Below are 24,291 nucleotides of genomic sequence, written 5' to 3'. Positions count from 1 at the left end.
GCGCTCAGTCGTGCGCGACGCGCAGAGCGGCGAGGCGCTCGTCGAGGAGGGCGCGCTGCCGTGCGACGGCGACCGGGGCGGTGCCTCCCGCGCCCGAGCGTGACGCGATCGACCCTTCCACCGTCAGCACGCCGCGCACGGCACCCGTCAGCCGTGGGTCGATCGCGGCGTAGTCGTCGTCGCTCGGCTCATCCAGGTCGATGCCCGCGCGCTCGCAGTGCGCGACGAGCGCGCCCGAGATCTCGTGCGCCTCGCGGAACGGCACGCCCTGGCGCACCAGCCAGTCGGCGACGTCGGTCGCGAGTGAAAAGCCCTGCGGAGCGAGCTCGGCCATCCGTGCGGTGTCGAAGCGCAGCGTCGCGACCATGCCCGTGAAGGCGGGGAGGAGCACCTCCAGCGTCTCGACCGCGTCGAAGACGGGCTCCTTGTCCTCCTGGAGGTCGCGGTTGTAGGCCAGCGGAAGTCCCTTGAGGGTCGTCAACAGCGCGGTGAGACTGCCGATGAGGCGGCCCGTCTTGCCGCGGGCGAGCTCGGCGATGTCGGGGTTCTTCTTCTGCGGCATGATCGACGAGCCCGTCGAGTAGCCATCGTCCAGCGTGACGAAGCCGAATTCGCGCGTGTTCCAGAGGATGATCTCCTCGGCCAGGCGCGACAGGTCGACCCCGATCTGCGCAGCGACGTAGGCAAACTCGGCGATCAGGTCGCGCGCACTGGTGGCATCGATGGAGTTCTCGGTCGGGCCCGCAAAACCCAACTGCGCGGCCACCAGGGCCGGGTCAAGGCCGAGCGAGCTGCCGGCGAGGGCGCCCGCGCCATAGGGCGAGCGGTCGGCGCGAGCCTCCCAATCGCGCAGACGCTCGAGGTCGCGCACGAGCGGCCACGCGTGGGCCAGCAGATGGTGCGCGAGCAGCACCGGCTGGGCGTGTTGGAGGTGCGTGCGGCCGGGCATCACCGCAGCCGGGTGCGCGTCGGCCTGCGCGACGAGTGCACCGATCAGCGCGTGCAGCTCGCCGGCGATCGTGCGGCCGTGGTCGCGCAGGTAGAGCCGGATCAGCGTGGCAATCTGGTCGTTGCGACTGCGGCCCGCGCGCAGTTTGCCGCCGAGCTCCGCACCCGCCTCCGCCACGAGCGCGGCCTCGAGTGCACCGTGCACGTCCTCATCCTCGGGACGGGGCGTGAGCGTGCCGTCGGCGAACCGCGCCTCGACGGCGTCAAGGGCGGCGAGCATCCGCGTCAATTCGTCGTCGGTGAGGTAGCCGGCCGCGGCGAGCGCCACCGCGTGCGCCCGTGAGCCGGCGAGGTCGTAGAGAGCCAGCTGCCAGTCGAAGTGAGTCGAGCGGCTGAGGCGCTGCAGTTCGGGCGAGGGGCCGCCGCTGAAGCGCGCTCCCCACAGCGCGCCCTCGTTGGTGGCGCCGCTCATGAGCCCGCCCCCGAGCCGCCGGTGGAGCGTTCGAGCAACCACACGAGCAGCGCCTTCTGGGCGTGCAGGCGGTTCTCGCTCTCGTCCCAGATGACGCTCTGCGGGCCGTCGATCACCTCGGCGGTCACCTCGTAACCACGGTCGGCGGGTAGGCAGTGCAGGAAGATCGCGTCGGGCTTCGCGAGCGACATCATCTCGTCGTCGACGCGGTAGCGGGCGAGCGTGGCGACGCGTGCCGCCTTCTCCTCCTCCTTGCCCATCGATACCCAGGTGTCGGTCACGACCACGTCGGCGCCGGCGACCGTCTCGAGCGGGTCGGTGAAGATCGTGATCGAGCCGCCCGTCTCGGCGGCGATGCGGTCGGCGTCGGCGATGACCGCATCCTTCGGGCTGTATTCGGCGGGGCAGCCGACGCGCACGTGCATGCCCGCCGTCGCCCCCGCCAGCAGGTACGAGTGCACCATGTTGTCGGCGCCGTCGCCGATGAACGCGACGGTGAGGCCTTCCAGGGATCCCTTGTGCTCGCGGATCGTCAAGAGGTCGGCGAGCAGCTGGCAGGGATGGAAGTCGTCGCTGAGCGCGTTGATCACGGGAACCGTCGTGCCCGCGGCCATCTCTTCGAGGCCCGCCTGGCCGTAGGTGCGCCAGACGATCGCCGACACCATGCGCTCAAGCACGCGAGCGGTGTCAGACGGGGTCTCTTTGCCGCCGAGCTGGCTCGACGCGGTCGAGATGATGAGCGGCTGACCGCCCAGGTCGGCGATACCGACGGCGAAGCTCACGCGGGTGCGAGTCGACGACTTGTCGAAGATGACCGCAACCGTCTGCGGGCCCTCCAGCGGGCGCACCTGGAAGCGGTCGGTCTTCAGCCGCTCGGCGAGATCGAGAATCTCACGCTGCTCGGCGGGCGTGATGTCGTCGTCGCGCAGGAAGTGGCGGGTGGCGGGGGCGGCGGTCATGCGGCGGCCTTCAGGGACTCGGCGAACAGGGTGATGAATTCTGCGATCTCGGCGTCGCCGATAGTGAGCGGCGGTGCGAGACGGATGGTCGTGGCATTCGGGGCATTCACAATCAGCCCGCGACGCATCGCCTCATCGACGACGCGCGGCGCCGCCTCGGCGGAAAGCCCCACGCCGAGCAGCAGGCCGCGGCCGCGCACCTCCGTGACGAGCGGCGAGTCGAGGCCGAGAATTGCCTCGCGCAGCTCGACGCCGCGGCGGCGAGCGTTCCCCACCAGATCAGCGCGCTCGATCTCGGCCAAGACCGCGGAGGCGGCGCCGGTGGCAAGCGGATTGCCACCGAACGTGGAGCCGTGCTGGCCCAGGGTGAACAGGTCGCTCGCGGCACCGGTCGTGACGAGGGCGCCGACGGGCACTCCCCCGCCGATGCCCTTCGCGAGCACCCATGCATCGGGGGTGACCCCCTCGTGCTGCACGGCGAACCAGTCGCCCGTGCGTCCCGCGCCGGTCTGGATCTCGTCGGCGATCAGCAGCGCCCCGTGCTGGCGGGTGAGTTCTCGGGCCGCCGTCAAGAAGCCGTCGGGCAGCGGCACGACGCCCGCCTCGCCCTTGATCGGTTCGAGCAGCACGGCGGCGACGTCGTCTCCCATCGCCTCCTCGAGGGCCGCACGGTCGGTCGGCAGGTGGTCGACGCCCGGCAGCATCGGCTCGAACGGCTCGCGCAGGGCGGGCTTCCCCGTCACCGCGAGGGCGCCCATCGTGCGGCCGTGGAAGCCGTTCTCGAACGCCAAGATGCGCGGGCGGCCCGTGCGGCGCGCCAGCTTCACGGCGGCCTCGATCGCCTCGGCCCCCGAGTTGGCCGGGTACACGCGGCCGGTCGGCCCAGCACCCGTCAGGCGCACGAGGCGCTCGGCGAAGTCGACGCCCTGCGGCGTCGTCACATAGTTCGACACGTGAATGAGGCGCGCCGCCTGATCGGCGACCGCCGCCACGAGGGCGGGATGCGCGTGGCCGAGCGCGTTGACCGCTATCCCGGCGAGAAAGTCGAGAAAGCGCCGCCCGTCGACGTCCCAGACGTACGCCCCCTCGCCGCGAGCAAACACGGCCTGCGGGGTGGGTGCGGAGCGCATCGCAACGCGCGCGAATCGCTCGCGCAGAGCATCCGATTCGGGGGTGCTGTCGGGAAGAAGCGGGCTCACGCGGGCACCACCTCGGTTCCGATGCCGTGCGTGGTGAAGATCTCGAGCAGGATCGAGTGCGGCTGGCGGCCGTCGATGATCGCGGCTCGGCTGACTCCCCCGTCGACGGCGTCGAGGCAGGCGGTCATCTTCGGGATCATGCCGGACTCGAGCTTCGGCAGCAGCTCGCGCAGCTCTGTCGCCGAGATGCTTGAGACGAGCGAGTCGCGGTTTGGCCAATCGCTGTAGAGGCCCGGCACATCGGTCAGGACGACGAGCTTCTCCGCCTGCAGGGCGACCGCGAGCGCGGCGGCGGCCGCGTCGGCGTTCACGTTGAGGCTGTGGCCGGGGTGGTCCATGTCGGGGGCAAGCGAGGAGACGACCGGGATGCGCCCGGCGTCGAGGTGGGCGAACACGACCGACGGGTCGACGTGCACGATGTCGCCGACGTGACCGAGGTCGACCTCCTCGCCGTCGACGACGACGCCGCGGCGACGGCCCTGAAACAGTCCCGCGTCCTCGCCGCTGACGGCTGCTGCGAGACCAGCGCCGCTCTGGTTGATGAGCCCCACCAGCTCGCGGCTGATCTGTCCGGCGAGCACCATGCGCACGACGTCGATCGCCTCGGTGTTCGTCACGCGGTAGCCGCCTCGGAACTCGCTCTCGATGCCGAACTTGGTGAGCATGGCCGAGATCTGCGGGCCGCCGCCGTGCACGACGACGGGCTTCAGGCCAACCGTGCGCAGGTACACCATGTCGGCGGCGAACGCGGCCTGCAGCTCGGGGCTGACCATGGCGTTACCGCCGAACTTCACGACGATGATGCGGTCGCGGAAGCGCCTGAGCCACGGCAGAGACTCGATGAGGGTCTCGGCCTTCTCACTGGCGAGGGCGAAGTCGGAGGATTCGTGAAGGGTCGACATCAGCTGGAGTACGCGCTGTTCTCGTGGACGTAGTCGTGGGTCAGGTCGTTGGTGAGGATCAGCGCCTCGTGGGCGCCGACCTTCAGATCGATGTCGAGGTGCAGGATGCGCGGGGTCAGGTCGACCTCGTCGCGCGGCCTGTCGGGGCCCCCCGCCGTGCACACCCGCACGCCGTTCATCGTCACGTCGACGTCGTACGGGTCGAACTCGGCGCTCGTCGTGCCGATCGCGGCGAGAACACGCCCCCAGTTGGGGTCGTTGCCGAACACGGCCGCCTTGAACAGGTTGTTGCGGGCCACGGAGCGGCCGACCTCGACCGCGTCGTCGTCGCTGGCCGCGCCGGTCACCCGGATGTGGATGTCGTGGCTTGCGCCCTCGGCGTCCGATTGCAGCTGCAGCGCGAGCTGCATGCACACCTCGGTGAGCGCCGCCGTGAAGTCCTGCTCGTCGGGGGCAACACCGGACGCTCCGCTCGCCATGAGCGTGACCTGGTCGTTCGTCGACATGCAGCCGTCGGAGTCGAGTCGGTCGAAGGTCACCCGTGTGGCAGCGCGCAGGCTGCGGTCGAGCGAGGCCGAATCGAGGTCCGCGTCGGTCGTGATCACGACGAGCATGGTCGCGAGCCCCGGAGCGAGCATGCCCGCGCCCTTCGCGATGCCGCCGATCGCCCACCCGGCCGCGTCGCGGCACTCGGCCGTCTTCGGAACCGAGTCGGTCGTCATGATGGCGCGCGCAGCATCCTGACCGCCGTCGGGGGCGAGCGCGTCGGACGCCGACGCGACGCCCGCAAGGAGGCGCTCACGATCAAGCTGCTCGCCGATGAGGCCCGTCGAGCAGACGAGCACCTCCCCCGCGCCCAGCTGCAGGTGCTCGGCGACCGCCTCGGCCGTCGCGTGGGTCGTCTGGAAGCCCGGGTGGCCCGTGAAACAGTTCGCGCCCCCGGAGTTCAGCACGATCGCGCGGGCCCGGCCATCCCCGATCGCCTGACGCGACCAGATGATCGGGTTCGCCTGCGCGCGGTTGGAGGTGAAGACCGCCGCGGCGGCGTCACTCGGGCCGGTGTTGACGACGAGGGCGAGGTCGAGCGCACCGGAACTTTTCAGCCCGCAGGCAACCCCGGCGGCGGTAAACCCGGCCGGCGTGGTGACGGTCACGGGGCCACTCCGTCGATGGGAAGCCCCGTCGTTTCCTCGAGGTCCAGGGCGAGATTGAGCGACTGCACGGCAGCTCCGGCAGTGCCCTTCACGAGATTGTCGAGGGCGACGATGATCACGGCGCGGCCGGCGTCGGCGTCAAAACCCACCCCGACGAGCGCGGTGTTCGCGCCGACCGTCTCCGCTGTCGACGGGTAGCGTCCCGCGGGCAGCACGTGTACGAACGGCTCGTCCGCGTAGTGAGCGGTGTACGCCGCGTGCAGCTGCTCGGCCGTGACACCGTCGGCGACGCGCGCCGTGATGGTCGCAAGAATGCCGCGCGCCATCGGCACGAGCACGGGCGTGAACGACAGCGTCGGCGCGGTCGCGCCCGCAAGCCGCAGATTCTGCAGGATCTCCGGAATGTGCCGGTGCACTCCCCCGACCGCATACGGCTGGGCGGAGCCGAGCAGCTCGCTGGCGAGCAGGTTCGTCTTCAGCGCGCGACCGGCGCCCGACGGCCCCACCGCGAGAGCGGCCGTCAGATCGACCTCGTCGAGCAGCCCCGCATGGATACCCGGGGCCAGTCCCAGCGACACGGCCGTCACGTTGCACCCCGGCACCGCGATACGCCGCGCGCCCGCGAGGGCGTCACCGTGCCGCGAGCCGTCGGCGTGCGGCAACTCGGGGAGGCCATACGCCCACGAGCCGTGATACTCGCCGCCGTAGAAGCGGGCCCAGTCGTCGGCGCTCGTCAAGCGGTGGTCGGCGCCGCAGTCAAGAACGAGCACGTCCGTCTCGAGCTCAGCGGCGATCGCGCCGGAGGTGCCGTGCGGCAGTGCCAGCACGACGATGTCGTGGCCGCGCAGGTTCTCGGCCGTCGTTTCGACGAACGTGAGGTGGGCGAGCGAGCGCAGGTGCGGGTGCACGTCGATGAGTGCGGCCCCGGCGTTGGAGTGCGCGGTGACGGTGCGCACCTCCAGCTCGGGGTGGCGCGCCATCAGACGCAGCACCTCACCGCCGGCGTAGCCGCTCGCACCGGCGATCGCGACGGAATACGGCATTGCTCTAGCTTAGGCCCGCAGGCTCGCTCCGAATCGCTCGGCGGCGACGGCGAGGCCCGCCATTTTCGCCTCGGTCGCCTCGGCCTGTGTCAGCGTGCGGTCGGCGGCCCGGAAGCGCAGTGCGAGGGTGATCGACTTCGTACCGGCCTCGAGCCCGTCTCCGCGGTAGTCGTCGATGAGCGTCGCCGCCTCGAGCAACTCTCCCGCTCCCTCGATGACCGCTGCACGCACGTCTCCGGCGGGCACGTCGACGGGGACGACGAGCGACAGATCTTGCGTCGCCGCCGGATACGCAGAGAGGCTCTCGGCGACCAGATCGCCCTCTCCCAGCTCGATGAGGGCGTCGAGATCGAGTTCGAGCACGCCGACGCGGCGGGGCAGGTCGTTCTCGAGCGCGAGGCGCGGCAGCAACTCGCCCGCGAGGCCCACAACGCGGTCACCGACGAGCAGTTCGGCGGTCCGGCCGGGGTGCAGCGCATCGTGGTTGCCCTGGCGCACGTCGAGCGCGACGCCCGCCGCGTTCGCCACGAGGTGGGCGGCCGCAATCACGTCGGCGATGCCGGCCGGTTCGGCGGGCTGTCCGATTCCGCGCGGGCGTCGGTCGCCGACGACGAGCGCGGCAACGCGCCACGGCTGCGGCGGGATGCTCGCGTCCAGGTCGGCGAGGACGTCATCGCTCGGGCGCGCCGACCCGAATGGCACGGCGTCGACGCCGTAGGAGGCTCCGGCCTCCGGACGGAACACGCGACCGATCTCGAAGATCGCCAGGTCGCTCAGACCGCGCGAGCGGTTGCGATGCGCGGTCGCGACGAGTGCGGGGATGAGGCTGCGGCGCAGATGAGCCGCCTCGGCGTCGAGGGCGTTCGCGAGCCTCATCGTGGCCGCATCCTCGCCATCGATCATGGCGATCTGCTCGGCCGTCGAGAAGGGGTAGTTCAGCACCTCGCTGAGGCCCGCCGCGGCGAGCGACGCGCCGATCGCGCGGCGCACACGCTGCGAGCGGGTGAGGCCACGGCCCGGCGGGGCGACGGGAAGCGCGGCGGGGATGCGGTCATAGCCGACGATGCGCGCCACCTCTTCGGCGAGCGAGGGGGCGTCAACGAGGTCGGGGCGCCAGCTCGGCGGCTCGACCATCCAGCCGTCGCCCTCGAGACGTATCTGGCAGCCGATGGCGCTGAGCGAGTCGGTGACCTCGTCGAGGGAGTAGTCCACGCCGATCAGGCTGTCGACGTACCCATCGGGGAGGGCGATCTCGGCGGGGCGCTTGGCCTCGATCCACTCGGACCCGAGCGAGTCGATCGTGCCGCCCGCGTGCTCGACCAGCAGGTCGGCAACACGCTGCGCGGCCGGGGCCGCGACAAGCGGGTCGACGCCGCGGGCGAACCGCTTCGACGCCTCACTCGGCAGCTTGTGTCGACGTGCGGTGCGGCTGATCGAGACGGGATCGAAGTTCGCGGCCTCGATCAGCACGTCGGTCGTGGAGTCGCTGACCTCGGTCGACGCGCCGCCCATGACGCCGGCGAGGCCGATCGGGCCGGACACGTCGGTGATCAGCAGGTCTTCCGTGTCGAGCGTGCGGGTCTGATCATCGAGCGTCACCAGCGTCTCGCCCACGACGGCACGACGTACCGTGATGCCGCCCGCGACCTTCTCAAGGTCGTACGCGTGGATCGGCTGACCGAGTTCGAGCATCACGTAGTTGGCGATGTCGACGGGCAGTGAGATGGAGCGGATGCCCGCGAGCGCGAGGCGCGCGACCATCCAGCCCGGAGTGGGCCGGGTCGGGTCGATGTCGCGCACGACGCGCGTGACGAAAACATCGCAGCCGCGGCGCCCGCGAATCGGCGAGTGATCCTTCACCTCGACGCTGAAGCCGTCGGCCTCCCCCACCTCGAACGCCTTCGCCGGGTCGCGGAACACCGCCCCCGTCGCGTGCGAATACTCGCGGGCGATGCCGCGAATCGAGAGCGTGTAACCGCGGTCAGGAGTAACGTTGACCTCGACGGCCACGTCGTCGAGACCGAGCAACGCGATCGCGTCGGTGCCGGGCTCCGGGTCGAGACCGAGGGTGACGAGGCGCACGATTCCGTCGTGCTCGTCGCCGAGGCCCAGCTCGCGAGCGCTCGCGATCATCCCGTCCGAGACATGACCGTAGGTCTTCCGCGCACTGATCGGGAATGGACCGGGCAGCTCGGCGCCGGGAAGCGCCACGACGACCTTGTCGCCAACGTGGAAATTGTGCGCGCCGCAGACGATGCCGCGCACCTCGGACTCACCCGACTCGGTCGTGCCGGTGCGCACCTGGCACCAGCGGATCGTCTTGCCGTTCTTCTGCGGCTCGTCGACGTACTCGAGAACCTCGCCAACGACGACCGGGCCGGAGATCGCGGTGCCGTGCACAGCCTCCTCCTCCAGGCCGACCTTGACAAGCGCGGCGTGCACGTAGTCGGCGTCGGCGCCCTCGGGGAGGTCAGCCCACTCGCGGAGCCACGACAGGGGGATGCGCATCAGGCACTCACTCCGAACTGCTGGGTGAAACGCACGTCGCCTTCGACCATGTCGCGCATGTCGTGCACCTCATTACGGAACATCAGGGTGCGCTCGATTCCCATGCCGAACGCGAAGCCCTGGTACACCTCGGGGTCGACGCCGGCCGCGCGCAACACGTTCGGGTTGACCATGCCGCAGCCGCCCCACTCGATCCAGCGCGCACCACCGCGGAAGGTGGGGTGCCAGACGTCAAGCTCGGCGCTGGGCTCGGTAAACGGGAAGTAGCTGGGGCGCAGACGAATGCGGGCGCCCTCGCCGAACATCGTGCGGGCCATGTGTTCGAGCGTGCCGCGCAGGTGCGCCATCGTGAGGCCCTTGTCGATCGCGATGCCCTCGATCTGGTGGAAGACCGGGGTGTGCGTCGCATCCAGCTCGTCGGTGCGGAACACGCGGCCCGGCGCCACGACGTACAACGGGAGGCCGCGCTCGAGCAACGCGCGCACCTGCACGGGGCTCGTGTGCGTGCGCATCAGCAGGTGCGCATCCTCTGGCTCGACGAAGAAGGTGTCCTGCATCGCGCGGGCCGGGTGGTCGGGGTCGAAGTTCAGGGCGTCGAAGTTGTACCACTCGTTTTCGAGTTCGGGGCCTTCCGCGACCTCCCACCCCATGGCGACGAAGATGTCGCTCATCTGCTCCATCAGGGTCGTGAGGGGATGACGGCCACCGCGGAGCCCCAGGGGCGCGATCGCGGTGACGTCGATCGCCTCGGCGGCGAGCGCTCGGGTCTCCTCCTCGGCCGCAAGGGTTGCCTCGCGCGCGGCGAAGGCCTGCTGAACGCGGCCGCGGGCCTGGCCCACGAGCTTGCCGAGCGCGGCCTTCTGCTCGGCGGGCACGTCGCGCAGGCTCGCATTCAAGCGGGCGAGGGCGGACTGCTCGCCCGCGTGAGCGGATCGGGCGGCTTTCAGCGCGGCGGTGTCGCCCGCGGCGTCGATGGCGTCGAGCGCCGCATCGACGGCCGACGCAACGGCGTCGTCAGTAATAGGGAGGCTGTCAGGCACGAGCACCGAGTCTAATCGGGCCGCGCTGCACGCTAGTTGCCTCCGTCGCCGCCTCCGTGGTCGCTCGGTGGCGCGACCGGTGGTTGCGCCTCGGAACGCCGGGTTCGAATGGAGGCGATCGCCGTGGTGTCGGCGTTCTCGCCCGTGGTCTTCCGCGCGGCGCGGCGGCTCGCGCGACCCGCGGGATCACGAGACGCAAGGCGCCGGGCGAGCATCGACAGCACGAGGTTCACGATGAGGAACGCAAAGAGGGTGATCACGAAGAACGAGAACCCGTACTGCGAGAAGCCGTAGAACTCCGCGAGAGTGCGCTGGCGACGCACAAGCTCTTCCAGGCCCACGATGTAGCCGAGCGAGCTGTCCTTCAGCAACACGACGAGCTGCGCAACGATGATCGGCGTCATGGCCCGGAACGCCTGAGGGAACTCGACCAGCAGGCGAGTGAGCAGGGGCGTCATGCCCAGGGCGAGGCCAGCTTCACGTTGACCCTTGGGAAGTGCGACGATGCCGGCCCGGAGAGCCTCGCCGATGATGGCCCCGTTGTACAGAGCGAGCCCCATCACGACCGCCCAGTACTGGGACGTGGCAAACATGATGAGGATGAAGAACATCATGAGCAGCACCGGCATGCCGCGCAGGAACTCAAGGACGACCGTGGTGGGAACGCGAACTACCTTCAGTCTGGACAGTCGCAAGAGAGCGAAGACACTGCCAAGAAGCACGGCAAGAACGCTCGCGATCGCCGCGACCTGAAGCGTGACGAGCAGGGCGCCGCCCAGCGCGCCCCAGACCACCGGGTCGCGGAAGACATCCCAGCGATCGGCGTCGAACAGACCCTCGCCCGTCAGCGTGACAATGACCCAGGCGAGGGCGCCGGCGAGGGCGATTCCCGTGATGATCGACGCGATGAGTGCGCGTCGGCGCGCACGCGGCCCCGGGACGTCATAGAGAACGGAGGTCATCGCAACACCGCCACCTTCTTCTCGAGCTGGTCGGCGAGACGGCCCAGCGGGATGGTGATCGCGAGATAGCACGCGGCGACCACGAGGAAGATCGCGATGGTCTCGTCGGCGTAGTTGTTGGCGAGGCGACGACTCGAGGCGAAGAGTTCGAAGACGAGGAAGCCGCCCGCCACCGAGGTGTTCTTCGTCAGGGCGATCGTCACGTTGATGAGCGGCGGGACGACCGTACGGATCGCCTGGGGAATGATCACGAGGCTTGCCGTCTGACCGAACGTGAGCCCGAGGGAACGAGCGGCCTCTGCCTGACCGGACGGAACCGAATTGATGCCCGAGCGGATCGCCTCTGCATAGAACGGAGCGGTGTAGAGCGTGAGTGCGGCGATCGCACTGATCTGGAAGTCAACGATGACCCCCAGCCGCGGCAGCACGAACACCAAGAGAAAGAAGACGAGGGTCAGGGGCGTATTGCGTAACAGCTCAGTAAACCCAGCCGAGACCCAACGAAGGGTGGGAACCGGCGAGATGCGCATCGCCGCGAGCAGGATGCCGAGGGGAACTGCGAGAAGCACCGTCAGCGCGAGCATCCTCAGCGTCGAGAGAAAACCCTCGAGGAGAACATCGCCACTCTCAATGAGGAATTGCACGCTCAACCGTCCTCAGTTGTGTGAATCGGGGTATCGGGGCGGGGCGCCCGATGGGCGGCCGCGACGCGCGAGGCGTGCAGCCACCCACCGGGAACCGTCGGTGTCTCTCGCCTAGTAGCGGTCGACCATCGGGGGCTCGGGAACCTCGAGCACCGTGCCCGCGGTCTCCTCGTAGAGGCGTGCCCAGGTGCCGTCTTCGAAGGCTTCCTCGAGCACGTCGTTGATGAACGTGCGGAAGGCGTCGTCACCGAGGGGCAGGCCGATGCCGTAGGGCTCCTCCGTGAAGGTCTCGCCCAGCAGCTCGAACTCGCCGGGGTTCTGGTCAACGAAGCCCGACAGGATCACGTTGTCGGTGGTCACCGCGACGACCTGGCCGTTACGCAGCGGGTCGAGGCAGTCGCTGTATCCACCGGCGGCGAGCAGCTCGGCGCCGTACTCGTCGGCGATCGTCGCGGCCGGGGTCGAACCCTCGGCCGAGCACACCGGCAGGCCGGCGAGGTCCTCGGGGCCGGTGATACCCTCGGGGTTGCCCGCCTGAACAATGATGTCCTGACCGGCGATGAAGTACGGCCCGGCGAAGTCGATGCGCTCCTTACGAGCGTCGTTGATCGTGTACGTCGCCACGACGATGTCGACCTGGTCCGACTCGAGGAACGACTCGCGAACGGCCGACTGGGCCTCCGTCCACTCGATGTCCTCGAACGCGATGCCGAGCTCGGCGGCGATGAGCGCCGCGATCGCCACGTCGAAACCGACGGGGGTGCCGTCAGGGCCCTGCAGGCCGAACAGCGGCTGGTCGAACTTCGTGCCCACGCGCAGCGTGCCCGCCTCGGCGAGCTCCGCCATGGTGGTGCCGGCTTCGAACTCGGGGTTTTCGGCGATCTCGAGGTTGTAGGGGCCGTTGCCGGTGGCGGCCGCCGGCGCGTCACCCTCGTCGTCGATGCCGCCGGGGCCGGCGCTACCGGCGGGGGCGCACGCAGTCAGGCCGAGCAGCAGCATCGCTGCCGCGCTCGCCAGAGTGGTTTTCCGTGTCAGTCGCATGTGCAGTCCTCCATGGTTTCGTGTGGTGGTGCTGTGTGTGGTGCAGGACGGCCACGTGCTGTCGTGGCCGCCACGTCAGTGGCTGAGGATCTTCGACAGGAAGTCCTGCGCGCGAGCGCCCTTCGGCGCGTCAAAGAACTCGGTGGGCGTCGCCTCTTCGACGATCTGACCGTCGGCCATGAACAGCACGCGGTCAGCGGCGCGGCGCGCGAAGCCCATCTCGTGGGTGACCGCGATCATCGTCATGCCGTCTTTGGCGAGCTGCACCATGACGTCGAGCACCTCGTTGATCATTTCGGGATCAAGGGCACTCGTCGGTTCGTCGAGCAGCATGAGCTTTGGCTCCATGGCGAGCGCGCGAGCAATCGCGACGCGCTGCTGCTGGCCGCCCGACAGCTGCGCGGGCATCTTCTGCGCCTGATTGGCGACGCCGACGCGATCGAGCAGTTCCATGGCTCGCTTGTCAGCATCCGATTTGGATGCGCGACGCACGCGGGTGGGCGCGAGCGTGACGTTCTCGAGAACCGTCTTGTGCGCGAAGAGGTTGAACGACTGGAAGACCATGCCGACGTCGGCGCGCAACTGGGCGAGCGCCTTGCCCTCAGCGGGAAGGGGCGTGCCATCGATGCGGATCTCGCCGCTGTCGATCGTCTCGAGGCGATTGATCGCCCGGCAGAGCGTCGACTTGCCCGAGCCACTCGGCCCAATGACGACGACGACCTCGCCCTTGGCGACAGTGGTGGTGATGTCTTTCAGTACGTGCAACTCACCGAAGTGCTTGTTCACGTTCTCGATCGCGACCAGCGGTTCAGACACCCGCGCCATCCCTTCGAATTCGACCGGCATCCACCAGCGATGCTGCGCACCGACAGTGGTGGCACGGGATCACGGTAGGTCGGTGCTCGGCACCGGTCACGGGCCTTGAGCGTTTCTTGAGCGTGGGTAACGCGCCCGCAACGCGGTCGAAATGAGCTCGCGACGGCAGCGGGACGAGCTAGTCGCGGGCGTCGCGGTAGTACGCCACCGCACCCGGGTGCAGGCTCACGGGATCGGTGAAAATTGCCTGCCGTCGGTCGAGGAGCGCGGCGGCCGGAACGTCGGCGGCGATCCGAGAACGCGAATCGAACAGTGATGTCAGCAGCGCGACGACCTCGTCATCGCTCGTACTGTCGGCGACCATCAGATAGTTCGGCACCGTCATCGTCGCCGTCGCCTCCGCGCGACCGTACGCACCGATCGGAAACTCCGCGAGACGGTACACGCCGCCGTGTTCGGCGTTCACCCGCTCGACGGTCGCCGACTCGATCGACAGCAGCCGCGACGGCGTGTCGGCAAACAGCTCGGTGAGGCCGGGCGTCGGCAGCCCGCCCACCCAGAAGAACGCTTCGATGTCGCCGGCGCGCAGCGCGGCGATCGATTCGGCGAGCCCGAGCTCTTCATCGGTGACGTTCGCCGGAGAGACGCCCGCGGCGTCCAAGACGCGTCGTGCCACCAGGTTGACGCCCGAGCCGGGTGCGCCGAGGGACACGGCGCGCCCCTCGAGATCAGCCAGTCGCGCAACGTCGGAGTCGGAGCGCACGACGACGTGCACGTATTCGTCATACAGCCGCGCGATTGCCGCGACCGGCAGCGGCTCAGGGAAGGCTCCCGCACCGGCCACCGCGTCAGCAGCGGCATCGCTCTGCGCGAAACCGAGCAGCGCGCGGCCGTCGCCCACCCGCTGCAGGTTGTCGACCGAGCCGTTCGTCTCGTCAACCGTCACGGCAGCACCGAATCGCGCCGAATACTCCTCCGCGAGCTCGGCTCCGAAGCTGTAGTAGACGCCGGTGACGCCGCCGCCCGCGATGGCGAAGCGATCGGGAACGGGCGAGGGCGCGCATCCTGCCAGGGTCGCGATCACCGCGACGATGGCGAGCGCCCGCGCCGCGATTGAACGTCGGGTCTGCCTCATGCGGCGAGCTCCGGACTCAGTCGCAGGTGCACGGCGAGGCCTCCCCCGTCGGGCGCCTCGATGCGCAGCTTGCCGCCAATCGAATGCACCAGGTCGGTCGCGATGGCGAGGCCGAGCCCCGAGCCGGGGGTCGATCGGTTGCGGGGGCTGCGCCAGAAGCGGTCGGTCAGGTGTGCCAACTCCTCGGTGTCGACGCCCGGCCCGTTGTCGCGCACCACGATGTCGACGCCGCCGTCAGATTCGGCGACGGTGACGACGACGCGCGTACCCGAGGGCGAGAACTTCACCGCGTTGTCGATCACGGCATCCAGAGCGCTTTCGACGATCACGCGGTCGGTCGCGAGCGAGACCGGGTCATCGCCGCGAAGGACAAGCGATACCCGTGCCTGCGTGGCCCGCTGCCGCCAGGCATCGAGCCGACTGCGCACCAGTTCGGTGATGTCGACGCGATCGGCCACCGCGTCGCGCTGGCCGCTGCGCGCGAGATTCAACAGGGTGTCGAGGATGCGCGTCATGCGCCTGCCCTCCTCGCGCGTCTCCTCGATGTCGCGGGTCCACTCATCGCCAAGGCCCGTCGCCAAGTGCTCGACGCGTACGAGGAGGGCACTCAGCGGGTTGCGCAGCTCGTGGGAGGCGTTCAACGCGAACTCCTGCTGCCGCGACATGGTGCGCTCAATCTCGTCGGCCATGCGGTTGAACAGCAGAATCATGCGGCGCAGCTCGGGAGGGCCCGTGTCATCCGCAATGCGTGACTCAATCTCGCCGCGTTCGATCGCCTCCATCGCGCGGTCCATGCGACGGAGGGGGCGCAAAACCCAGTCGGACAGCCGGAACACAATGACGAGACCCACCGACGTCGCGAGCACCGCGCCGAACAGCACGAGCACCCACTGTTCAAGAATCGCCTCCCGCGCGACGTCGACGTTGGCCTCCACGACGACCGCGCCGATCGCATCCCCGTTATCGAAGACGGGTTCAACGATGACGAGCTCGGTGAACTCCCACGGCGCCCCCGGCTGGGGCAAGTCGCCGCGACGGCCGGCGAGAGCGAGCTGAATCTGCGCCGTCGTTGCCTCATCGAGCACTGTCGCGTCGTTGCCGCCCGTCGCCCAGGGTGCACCCGAGCGGTCGACCACGACGACGCCCGTGCCGTACACCTCGGCGTAGCGCTCGGCCTCGCGGGTGACGAGCTCGGGGCTGCCCGAACGCAGCGCCTGGCGCGCGTTCGTCACAAAGTAGGCCACGTCGCCGACCAGCTCGGTGATGTGTTCCTGTTGGATGCTGCGCGCGGCGCTCCACGCATACGCGCCGCCCAGCACCAATAGCACCGCAATGAGCGGCACCAGGAAGACCACGACGAGCCGGCGACGCACCGTCAGCTGCCGACGATCCGGTAGCCGACGCCCCGGACCGTCTCGATGACGTCAACGCGGCCCGTCTTGCGACGGATTGAGCCGACGTGCACTTCGAGTGAGCGGCTGTACGCGTGCCAGTCGGTCTGCCAGACCTCGCGAATGATGCGCTCGCGCGGCACCACGACGCCGGGGTATCGCGCGAGGGCCGCGACGATGTCGAACTCGGTTCTCGTGAGGTCGACGCTCTCGCCGTCAATCGCGAGCTGACGACTGGCGAGATCGATGCGCACGCCTGAGAGGGTGATCACCTGGTCGTGGTCGGGCTCAGCGACGGCGGTGCGCCACCGGCGCGTGACCGCCTCGATACGGGCGACGAGCTCGAGCACGTTGTAGGGCTTCACGACGAAGTCATCGGCGCCCGCACGCAGCCCGCGGATGCGCTCCTGCACTTGGCTGCGCGCCGTCGCGATGATGATCGGCACGCCCGAACGCTGCCGAATGAGCCGGCACAGCTCGATGCCGTCCATGTCGGGCAGCCCGAGATCGAGCAGCACCACCTCGGTGTCCGCGCCGAGCGACTCCATCGCCTGCGCGGCGTCCGATGCGCCCGTCGTCGCGTAACCGGACTTGCGCAGGTACGCGCGGAGCGCATCCATCAATCGATCGTCGTCCTCGACGATCAGCACGCTCATCGCGCACCCCGCGGGGTCACTGGTCGCCCGCCGCCGCGCGCTGCGCGAATGCGCTCTCGTAGAGGCAGACGGCCGCGGCCGTGGCGAGATTCAGCGACTCGGCGCTGCCGTAGATGGGCACGATCACGGCGCGATCGGCGCGCGTCAACTGCTCGGTCGTGAGGCCGCGGGCCTCGTTGCCGAACAACCACGCGGTCGCGCCGTCCAGGTCGCCCTCCGAGCGCGCCGCCAGCAGGTCGTCACCCGAGATGTCGGCGGCAAGCACGCGAATGCCCGCCCCCCGCAGCGCGTCGAGCGCCTCGTCGAGATCGACCCCGACCACCACCGGCACGTGAAACAGCGAGCCGGTCGTCGCCCGGACGGCCTTGGGGTTGAACGGGTCGACGCTCGTGCCGGTCAAGATGACGGCGTCGGCGCCGGCCGCGTCGGCCACGCGAATCACCGTGCCCGCATTGCCGGGGTCGCGCACCTCTTCGAGCACCGCGACCAGGCGCGGGGCGGATGCGACTATCGCCTTGAGCGACGACGGGAAGGTCTCGCAGACCGCCACCATGCCCTGCGGGGTCACCGTGTCGGCGATCGCGTCGAGTACCGCGTCGGTCACGATCTCGACGCGCACTTCGGCCGCGCGGGCATCCCGCATGACGGCGCCCGCGCGATCGCGCGCCTGCGGCGTCACGAAAATCTCACGGACGAGCTCGGGGCGGAAGCGGATCGCCTCGGCGACCGCCTGCGGCCCCTCGACAAGAAACAGGCCGGTCTCGGCGCGCTGATTCTTCTTCGCAAGTTTCGCCGCCGCGCGCACGCGGGGCGAACGCGGGTTGTCGATCACGCGCTCATGCTAGCGATCGCCACCGAATAGGCGGTTAACGCGATGATGGCGCGCCCTCCCCGAAACGGGGTGGACGCGCCATCGATCAGGATGCGCGGTGCGGGTTACGCGGCCGTCTTCGGGGCCGAGGTGTCGGCCGGGAGGGCCTTCTTCGCGGTCTCGACGAGCGTGGCGAACGTGGCCGGCTCGTTGACGGCCAGCTCGGCCAGCATGCGACGGTCAACCTCGACACCGGCGAGGCCGAGGCCCTGGATGAGGCGGTTGTAGGTCAGGCCGTTCTGGCGGGCGGCGGCGTTGATGCGCTGGATCCACAGGCGACGGAACTCGCCCTTGCGTGCGCGACGGTCGCGGTACGCGTACACGAGCGAGTGGGTGACCTGCTCCTTGGCCTTGCGGTAGAGGCGCGACCGCTGACCGCGGTAGCCCTCGGCGCGCTCGAGAATGACCCGACGCTTCTTGTGGGCGTTGACTGCCCGCTTGACTCTCGCCATCTTCTTTCGTCCTTACTTCGTCGTGTCTCGGCGTTACTTCTCGCCGATGAGCTTCTTGATGACCTTCGCGTCCTGGGGCGCGAGAACCTGCTCGCGGTTCAGTCGGCGGGTCAGCTCGCTCGACTTCTTCTCCAGGTTGTGACGCATGCCGGCCGACTGCTTCATGACCTTGCCGCTGCCGGTGGTCTTGAAGCGCTTCTTCGCCCCGGAGTGGGTCTTCTGCTTGGGCATCTTTTCCTCGTTTCGTTGCGGGTGCTGCACGCGCCCTCGCGGGCGGTCAGATGTGGGGCGGTGACTACTCGTCGTCACCGGCGCGGCCCTGGCGGACCGCCTTCGCCTCGGCGCGGGCCTGGTTTTGCTCGGCCTTTGCCTCGGACTTGTTCTTCAGCGGCGCGATGATCATCGTCATGTTGCGGCCGTCGATCGTGGGCTTGTTCTCGACGACGCCGAGTTCGGCGACGTCTTCGGCGAAGCGCTGCAGCAGGCGAACGCCCATCTCGGGGCGGGACTGCTCGCGGCCGCGGAACAGGATCATGGCCTTGACCTTGTCACCGGCCTTCAAGAAGTTCTCGGCGCGCTTGCGCTTCGTTTCGTAGTCGTGAGAGTCGATCTTCAGACGGAACCGGACCTCTTTCAGCACGGTGTTCGCCTGGTTGCGTCGGGCCTCTTTGGCCTTCTGCGCGGCCTCGTACTTGAACTTGCCGTAGTCCATGATCTTCACCACGGGCGGCTTCGAGTTCGGGGCGACCTCGACAAGGTCAAGGTCGGCCTCCTGCGCCAAGCGCAGAGCCACTTCAACCTTCACGACGCCGACCTGCTCGCCTCCCGGCCCGACCAGGCGGACCTCGGGGACGCGGATGCGGTCGTTGGTTCTTGGTTCGCTGATGGCGACTCCTCTGACGTGTCAGAACTGCTGGCAACCCAGCCGAGACGGTCTCGGTGGACCCGATCGAGGAGTGACGTTTCCACGGCGCGCACGGCCGCGGTAGCCCCTAACTCTCGGCAGAATGACCTGGCCGAGGGAGGCATTGCGACCCGGTAACCTAAGTGCGGTCAAGCGCGGGTGGGAGCGAACTCCACTTTCGTACCGGGGAAACGGCCCCGGAGCCCGCCCAAGAATAGCAGAACGAGGTCATCATGGACACCGCCGCCCGCGACATCGCCGAGGTGCCGGCCGTTGAGATCATCAACGCCGCGTGCGTTCACCTCTTGAGCGCCGCCGCCGTGAAGTGCGGCCTGTCGGAGAACGGCGAGAACGAGATCGACCTCGCTGAGGCTCGGTCGCTGATCAATGCGCTCGCCGGCCTCGTCACCGCCGCCGCCCCCGAACTCGGTGACCACCACGCCCGACCGCTACGGGACGGCCTGCGTTCGGTACAGCTCGCCTTCCGCGAGGCCTCGGCCTTCCCCGACGCTCCCGGCAAGGGGCCGGGCGAGAAGTGGACCGGCCCGGTCGCCTGATCGCAGCCCGGTGACGATCGACGTTCGCTGACTACCGCGGCGCGGCGATCGGCTGAATGCTGATGGAGTCGACGCGCTCGGCGACGGTGGGATCGGACGCCCACGCCGCCCCGATCGCCGACAACGCGGCGCGCACCTCCTCGGGCTGCGTATCGGGATTGTGCGCCACACGCACGACCACTTCGGGCCCCGCACCGGTCGCCCGCGGGTCGCCGGGCACGACGGACACCGCCCAGATGACGGGATGCTCGTTCGCCGGTCTCGACAGCGCCTCCACGACCTCGTCGTCGTCGACGGCGGGCACCCACGGCCGTGACTGCGCGACGGCCCAGACCGCCGGTCTCGGCAAGACGACAAGCGTCTCGGACCGGGGATCGATCACAACGCGGTCGGTGTTCTCGGACGCCGCGGCCAGCGCCACTCGCACCGCATCGGCCGGGACGGGTCGGGCGTCAGCGCGCCACGCCGCCATCGCGGCGGTCGACGAGAAGACCGGAAGCACCGGGCGGCCATCGGGGCCCTCGACCGTGATGATCGACAGCTCCTGCGACTTGTCGATCAGCTGACCGTCGGGGCCGAGCCCCGTCTCCCCCGCGACCGCCACCAGCGGAATTAAGAAGCGGCAGCGACGGATGGTCTCCACGAGATCGACGATGGTCGCCTCGCCCGCGCGAAACGCGGCGTGCGCCTCGAGGAAAGCCGCGGGTGCTGTACCGTCATCGGCGGCGTTGGGGTTCGGTTCGAACGAGCGACCCTTCCAGGGCTGACCGGCCGAGTCGGCCAGACCAAGCGCCACGAGATCAGCGTCCGGCGACGTCGAGGGCCTCAGGGAGCGTGAACGCCCCGGCATACAGCGCCTTGCCGACGATCGCGCCCTCGAGACCCAGCGGCACGAGCTCGCGCAGTGCGGCGATGTCGTCAAGGGTAGCCACGCCACCAGAGGCGATCACGGGCCGATTCGTTCGTTCCATCACGGCGCGCAAGAGGTCGAGATTTGGCCCCTTCAGCGTTCCGTCCTTCGTGACGTCCGTGACCACGTAGCGCGCGCATCCCGCCTCTTCGAGGCGCTCCAGGACGCTCCACAGGTCGCCGCCCTCTTCCGTCCAGCCGCGGGCGGCGAGCGTCGTGCCGCGCACGTCGAGGCCGACCGCAATCGCCTCGCCATATTCGGCGATCACGTGGGCGGCCCACTCCGGGTTCTCGAGCGCCGCCGTGCCGAGATTGATGCGCTTGGCACCGGTCGCGAGCGCGGCCTCGAGGCTCGCGTCGTCGCGAATGCCGCCGGAGAGCTCGATGTTGACCCGCTTGGGCGTCGACTTGACGACCTTCTTGATGATCGAGCGGTTGCTACCGCGGCCGAAGGCGGCATCGAGGTCGACGAGGTGGATCCACTCGGCACCCTGGTCAGCCCACTCGTGCGCCGCGTCGATCGGATCACCGAAGCTCTCCTCCGTGCCCGCCTCACCCTGGGTGAGTCGAACGGCCTTGCCGTCGGCGACGTCGACCGCCGGCAGCAACGTGAGGTGGGGAACGCGGGAGAACTCGCTCATCAGAAACTTTCTCGCTGGGTACAAACGTATTGGGGCTCACGGCCAGCACACGAGCCTACCCCTCGGCCCCCGGGGCAAAATCCAGCTAGAGCGCCTGCACCCAGTTGCGCAAGAGGGCGAGACCCGCCGCGCCCGACTTCTCGGGGTGGAATTGTGTGGCCGCCAACGGGCCGTTCTCGACTGCCGCGACGAAGCGTTCGCCGTGCTCAGCCCACGTCACCGACGGGGCGGTGATCGCCGGATTCGTCACCTCGAGCGTCCATTCCGTTGCCGCGTACGAGTGCACGAAGTAGAAGCGTTCGTCGTGCAGGCCCGCGAACAGTCGCGACTCAGCGGGCGCGTCGATCGGGCTCCACCCCATGTGCGGCAAAACCGGCGCGGTCAGTTCACGCACCGTGCCCGGCCACTCGCCGAGCCCCTCCGAGGTCGTGCCGCGCTCGACGCCGCGGTCGAACATGATCTGCATGCCGACACAGATGCCGAGAACCGGTCGCCCGCCCGCGAGTCGCCGATCGATGAGCTCGTCGCCGCGCACGGCCCTCAGGGCCGTCATGACGGCGTGAAAGGCGCCCACACCCGGGACGAGAAGGCCGTCAGCCGCCATGACTGCAGAGCGATCGGCCGTGAGCCGCACGCGTGCGCCGGCCGCCTCCATCGCCTTCGCCGCCGAGTGCACGTTGCCCGAGCCGTAGTCGAGCAGCGCGACGGTGGGCGCGGCGCCGGACGCGTTCAGAGCGCACCCTTGGTCGATGGGATACCCGACACGCGTGCGTCTGGCTCCACGGCCTTCCGGAACGCGCGAGCGAAGGCCTTGAACTGCGCCTCGGCGATGTGGTGCGGGTCGCGACCGGCGAGCACGGTGAGGTGCACCGACAGGCCCGCGTGGAAGGTGATCGCTTCAAACACGTGGCGCACCATGGAGCCAGTGAAGTGGCCGCCGATGAGGTGGTGCTCAAAGCCCTCGGGCTCGCCCGAGTGAACGAGGTAGGGGCGCCCCGAGACGTCGACGACGGCGCGCGCGAGCGCCTCATCGAGCGGCACGTGGGCGTCGCCGAAGCGGGCGATGCCCGACTTGTCGCCGAGCGCGCTCGCGATGGCCTGGCCGAGCACGATTCCCGTGTCTTCGACCGTGTGGTGCACGTCGATGTCCGTGTCGCCGTGGGCGGACACATCGAGGTCGACGAGGGCGTGCTTCGCAAAAGCCGTCAACATGTGGGTGAAGAACGGCACCGTCGTGTCGATCGAGGAACGGCCCGTGCCGTCGAGATCGAGGGACAGGCGGATGCTCGACTCGCTCGTCTCGCGGCGAAGGTCGGCGGTGCGGGGGCTGGTCACCTGGGCATCCTACCGAGCACCTCGAGGAACTCACTGGTCTCGGCCTCAGTGCCGGCGGTGACCCGCAGGTGGCCGGCGAGCCCGACATCGCGGATAAGGATGTCGCGCTCGAGCAGGTAGTGGAACGTCGCGGCCGGATCGTCGACGCCGCCGAACAGCACGAAGTTCGCCCAGCTGTCATGCGGGGCGTAGCCGAGTGCGGGCAGCTCGGCCAGCAGTCGGTCTCGCTGGGTGCGAATCGCGTCGACCGTCGCGAGCATCGTCGGCGCCTGCTGCAGAGCGGCGACCGCCGCCGCCTGCGTGATCGCCGACAGGTGGTACGGCAACCGCACGAGCCGGAGGGCGTCGATCAGGGCGGGATCGGCGGCGAGGTAGCCCAGGCGTGCTCCCGCGAATGCGAACGCCTTACTCATCGTGCGGGACACGGCCAGGCGAGGACGGCCGGGCAGCAGGGACAGCGCCGACCGGTGTCCCTCGGGCATGAATTCGGCGTACGCCTCGTCAACAAGCAAGATGCCGGTCGTCGCGGCGTAGGCGGCCTCAATGGTCTCGAGCCCGAGGGGGGTGCCCGTCGGGTTGTTGGGGGCGCACAGCACGACAATGTCGGGTTGTGCTCGCTCGATCGCAGACCGCACCGTCTCGGGGCTGATTCGGAAGTCAGCGTCGCGCTCGGCCGTGATCCACTCCGTTCCAGTGCCTGCGGCGATGATCGAGTGCATCGAGTACGTGGGCGGGAACCCGAGCATGCGGCGCCCCGGGCCGCCGAACGCTTGCAGCATGTGCTGAATGACCTCGTTCGAGCCATTGGCCGCCCATACCTGGTCGGGCGTGACCGGATCGGCCGGCTCCGCAGCACTCAGGTAGGAGGCGAGGTGCTCGCGAAGCTCCGTGAACTCGCGGTCGGGGTAGCGGTTGACGCCGCGAACAGCGCGCTCGGCGGCCGCCGTCACGTGGGCGACGACCGCCTCGGGCACGGGATGCGTGTTCTCGTTGACGTTGAGTTGAATGCGGACGGGCCGCTGGGGAGCACCGTATGGTGTCGCCCCGCGCAGGTCGTCGCGGATAGGCAGGTCGTCGAGCCGAGTCACGTGCCCATCGTAGGGCGGCTTAGTCGAGGTAACGCTCGGGAAGAAGTAGCGTCTGACCCGGCATGACCGCCGCCGAGTCGAGCCCGTTCAGGGTGATGATGTCGGCAACCAGGTCGGCGGGGTTGGCGCCGGGTGCCACGGATTCGGCAAGCTGCCACAGGGTCTGACCGGCCTCGACGGTCACGACGGGCAGCTCTACGTCGCCGGAGGTTGCGGTCGCCTCGCCGCCGGAGAGGGCGAGCGCTACGACGAGAGCGACGATTGGCGCGGTGACCAGCGTCGTGATGACGGCGCGCCCGCGCCGCGTCAGACGCAGACGGGTGGCGACGGGAGCGGATGAGGCGTCAGCGCTGCGAACGATGGTGGGGAAAGCACCTGCGTCGATCGTGGTCATCGTGGGCTCCTCGTGTAAGGGATCGGGCCTCCGGCGGCGGGGGTCCGCCGGAGGTGCATCGCCCCTCGGCCGGGAGGGGCGATGCGAACCCGTGTTCCGAACATACATTCGATCGAACGCGAGTTCAAGTGTTTCTGCCGAAATTGTGACCGGAACCACCGACACGCTCGAACAGATGTTTGATTGCGACGGTTTTGCTGGATAGAGTTTCGACACCACGGACAGTCGACCACCGACCACCGACATCGCCCACGCGGCGACCCACGACGA

General features: G+C 69.2%; 26 protein-coding genes. 1 reads left to right on the top strand and 25 read right to left on the bottom strand.

All coding sequences use genetic code 11. From position 1 onward, the window contains the following. Positions 1–4: 4 nt before the first annotated feature. From argH to infC, 19 genes are all read right to left on the bottom strand, one after another. Entirely contained in the window at positions 5–1,420 is a 1,416-nt protein-coding gene (argH, locus tag EV140_RS05580; RefSeq protein WP_130281835.1) for an argininosuccinate lyase, read from the bottom strand. After that, positions 1,417–2,379, bottom strand: a complete 963-nt coding sequence (argF, locus tag EV140_RS05575; RefSeq protein WP_130281833.1) for an ornithine carbamoyltransferase — start codon at positions 2,377–2,379, stop codon at positions 1,417–1,419. Before argF ends, argH begins: the two co-directional genes overlap by 4 nt. After that, a complete protein-coding gene (locus EV140_RS05570; RefSeq protein WP_422386087.1) occupies positions 2,376–3,578 on the bottom strand; it encodes an acetylornithine transaminase in 1,203 nt (400 codons plus the stop codon). Before EV140_RS05570 ends, argF begins: the two co-directional genes overlap by 4 nt. Then, positions 3,575–4,480, bottom strand: a complete 906-nt coding sequence (argB, locus tag EV140_RS05565; protein ID WP_096421153.1) for an acetylglutamate kinase — start codon at positions 4,478–4,480, stop codon at positions 3,575–3,577. The genes EV140_RS05570 and argB overlap by 4 nt, the downstream gene beginning before the upstream one ends. Continuing rightward, positions 4,480–5,634, bottom strand: coding sequence for a bifunctional glutamate N-acetyltransferase/amino-acid acetyltransferase ArgJ (argJ, locus tag EV140_RS05560; RefSeq protein ID WP_130281831.1), 1,155 nt, complete (start codon positions 5,632–5,634; stop codon positions 4,480–4,482). Before argJ ends, argB begins: the two co-directional genes overlap by 1 nt. Continuing rightward, complete coding sequence (gene argC, locus EV140_RS05555) at positions 5,631–6,677, bottom strand: N-acetyl-gamma-glutamyl-phosphate reductase (protein ID WP_130281829.1); 1,047 nt, start codon at positions 6,675–6,677, stop codon at positions 5,631–5,633. Before argC ends, argJ begins: the two co-directional genes overlap by 4 nt. Positions 6,678–6,686: 9 nt before the next feature. Continuing rightward, on the bottom strand, positions 6,687–9,185 hold the full coding sequence (pheT, locus tag EV140_RS05550) for a phenylalanine--tRNA ligase subunit beta (RefSeq protein WP_130281827.1): 2,499 nt from the start codon (positions 9,183–9,185) through the stop codon (positions 6,687–6,689). Further along, a complete protein-coding gene (gene pheS, locus EV140_RS05545; RefSeq protein ID WP_130281825.1) occupies positions 9,185–10,225 on the bottom strand; it encodes a phenylalanine--tRNA ligase subunit alpha in 1,041 nt (346 codons plus the stop codon). Before pheS ends, pheT begins: the two co-directional genes overlap by 1 nt. A 32-nt stretch (positions 10,226–10,257) precedes the next feature. Continuing rightward, positions 10,258–11,187 (bottom strand): amino acid ABC transporter permease, encoded by a 930-nt coding sequence (locus EV140_RS05540; RefSeq protein ID WP_130281823.1) that lies wholly within the window; start codon positions 11,185–11,187, stop codon positions 10,258–10,260. Beyond that, a complete protein-coding gene (locus EV140_RS05535) occupies positions 11,184–11,831 on the bottom strand; it encodes an amino acid ABC transporter permease (RefSeq protein WP_130281821.1) in 648 nt (215 codons plus the stop codon). Before EV140_RS05535 ends, EV140_RS05540 begins: the two co-directional genes overlap by 4 nt. 111 nt (positions 11,832–11,942) lie before the next feature. Beyond that, positions 11,943–12,872 carry a glutamate ABC transporter substrate-binding protein gene (locus tag EV140_RS05530; protein WP_130281819.1) on the bottom strand — a complete coding sequence of 310 codons (930 nt, stop codon included), beginning with the start codon at positions 12,870–12,872 and terminating at the stop codon, positions 11,943–11,945. Positions 12,873–12,947: 75 nt separating this feature from the next. After that, complete coding sequence (locus EV140_RS05525; protein ID WP_130281962.1) at positions 12,948–13,697, bottom strand: amino acid ABC transporter ATP-binding protein; 750 nt, start codon at positions 13,695–13,697, stop codon at positions 12,948–12,950. 169 nt (positions 13,698–13,866) lie between these two features. Then, positions 13,867–14,823 (bottom strand): TAXI family TRAP transporter solute-binding subunit, encoded by a 957-nt coding sequence (locus EV140_RS05520; RefSeq protein WP_130281817.1) that lies wholly within the window; start codon positions 14,821–14,823, stop codon positions 13,867–13,869. Then, a complete protein-coding gene (locus EV140_RS05515) occupies positions 14,820–16,196 on the bottom strand; it encodes a sensor histidine kinase (protein WP_130281815.1) in 1,377 nt (458 codons plus the stop codon). The genes EV140_RS05520 and EV140_RS05515 overlap by 4 nt, the downstream gene beginning before the upstream one ends. A gap of 2 nt (positions 16,197–16,198) precedes the next feature. After that, the gene (locus EV140_RS05510; protein ID WP_130281813.1) at positions 16,199–16,870 is read right to left on the bottom strand and encodes a response regulator transcription factor; all 672 of its coding nucleotides are present in this window, start codon (positions 16,868–16,870) and stop codon (positions 16,199–16,201) included. Between the two features lie 16 nt (positions 16,871–16,886). Further along, positions 16,887–17,702, bottom strand: coding sequence for a TrmH family RNA methyltransferase (locus EV140_RS05505; protein ID WP_130281811.1), 816 nt, complete (start codon positions 17,700–17,702; stop codon positions 16,887–16,889). A 104-nt stretch (positions 17,703–17,806) separates the two neighbouring features. Next, positions 17,807–18,193, bottom strand: coding sequence for a 50S ribosomal protein L20 (rplT, locus tag EV140_RS05500; protein WP_130281809.1), 387 nt, complete (start codon positions 18,191–18,193; stop codon positions 17,807–17,809). 33 nt (positions 18,194–18,226) lie between these two features. Next, the gene (rpmI, locus tag EV140_RS05495; protein WP_096421140.1) at positions 18,227–18,424 is read right to left on the bottom strand and encodes a 50S ribosomal protein L35; all 198 of its coding nucleotides are present in this window, start codon (positions 18,422–18,424) and stop codon (positions 18,227–18,229) included. Positions 18,425–18,488: 64 nt separating this feature from the next. Next, positions 18,489–19,079: a translation initiation factor IF-3 gene (gene infC / locus EV140_RS05490; RefSeq protein WP_130281807.1), complete on the bottom strand. Its 591-nt coding sequence runs from the start codon at positions 19,077–19,079 to the stop codon at positions 18,489–18,491. Positions 19,080–19,330: 251 nt separating this feature from the next. Here infC and EV140_RS05485 point away from each other — a divergent pair, with 251 nt between their 5' ends. Then, positions 19,331–19,654 carry a DUF1844 domain-containing protein gene (locus tag EV140_RS05485; RefSeq protein ID WP_130281805.1) on the top strand — a complete coding sequence of 108 codons (324 nt, stop codon included), beginning with the start codon at positions 19,331–19,333 and terminating at the stop codon, positions 19,652–19,654. 31 nt (positions 19,655–19,685) lie between these two features. Here EV140_RS05485 and EV140_RS05480 read toward each other — a convergent pair whose 3' ends face one another. The 6 genes from EV140_RS05480 to EV140_RS05455 all read right to left on the bottom strand — a co-directional run bounded on the left by EV140_RS05480 (position 19,686) and on the right by EV140_RS05455 (position 24,021). Beyond that, positions 19,686–20,450 carry an SseB family protein gene (locus EV140_RS05480; protein WP_241971308.1) on the bottom strand — a complete coding sequence of 255 codons (765 nt, stop codon included), beginning with the start codon at positions 20,448–20,450 and terminating at the stop codon, positions 19,686–19,688. A gap of 4 nt (positions 20,451–20,454) precedes the next feature. Next, positions 20,455–21,204: a bifunctional 1-(5-phosphoribosyl)-5-((5-phosphoribosylamino)methylideneamino)imidazole-4-carboxamide isomerase/phosphoribosylanthranilate isomerase PriA gene (gene priA / locus EV140_RS05475; RefSeq protein ID WP_130281801.1), complete on the bottom strand. Its 750-nt coding sequence runs from the start codon at positions 21,202–21,204 to the stop codon at positions 20,455–20,457. Between the two features lie 85 nt (positions 21,205–21,289). Continuing rightward, positions 21,290–21,937, bottom strand: a complete 648-nt coding sequence (gene hisH, locus EV140_RS05470; protein ID WP_130281799.1) for an imidazole glycerol phosphate synthase subunit HisH — start codon at positions 21,935–21,937, stop codon at positions 21,290–21,292. Beyond that, the gene (hisB, locus tag EV140_RS05465) at positions 21,934–22,539 is read right to left on the bottom strand and encodes an imidazoleglycerol-phosphate dehydratase HisB (protein ID WP_130281797.1); all 606 of its coding nucleotides are present in this window, start codon (positions 22,537–22,539) and stop codon (positions 21,934–21,936) included. Before hisB ends, hisH begins: the two co-directional genes overlap by 4 nt. Beyond that, on the bottom strand, positions 22,536–23,627 hold the full coding sequence (locus EV140_RS05460; protein ID WP_130281795.1) for a histidinol-phosphate transaminase: 1,092 nt from the start codon (positions 23,625–23,627) through the stop codon (positions 22,536–22,538). The genes hisB and EV140_RS05460 overlap by 4 nt, the downstream gene beginning before the upstream one ends. A 19-nt stretch (positions 23,628–23,646) precedes the next feature. After that, positions 23,647–24,021 (bottom strand): LysM peptidoglycan-binding domain-containing protein, encoded by a 375-nt coding sequence (locus EV140_RS05455; protein ID WP_130281793.1) that lies wholly within the window; start codon positions 24,019–24,021, stop codon positions 23,647–23,649. Between the last annotated feature and the right edge of the window lie 270 nt (positions 24,022–24,291).

It is taken from the genome of Microcella alkaliphila (assembly GCF_004216855.1).
GTDB classification, from domain to species: domain Bacteria; phylum Actinomycetota; class Actinomycetes; order Actinomycetales; family Microbacteriaceae; genus Microcella; species Microcella alkaliphila.
This window is presented reverse-complemented; position numbering and strand designations above follow the sequence as displayed.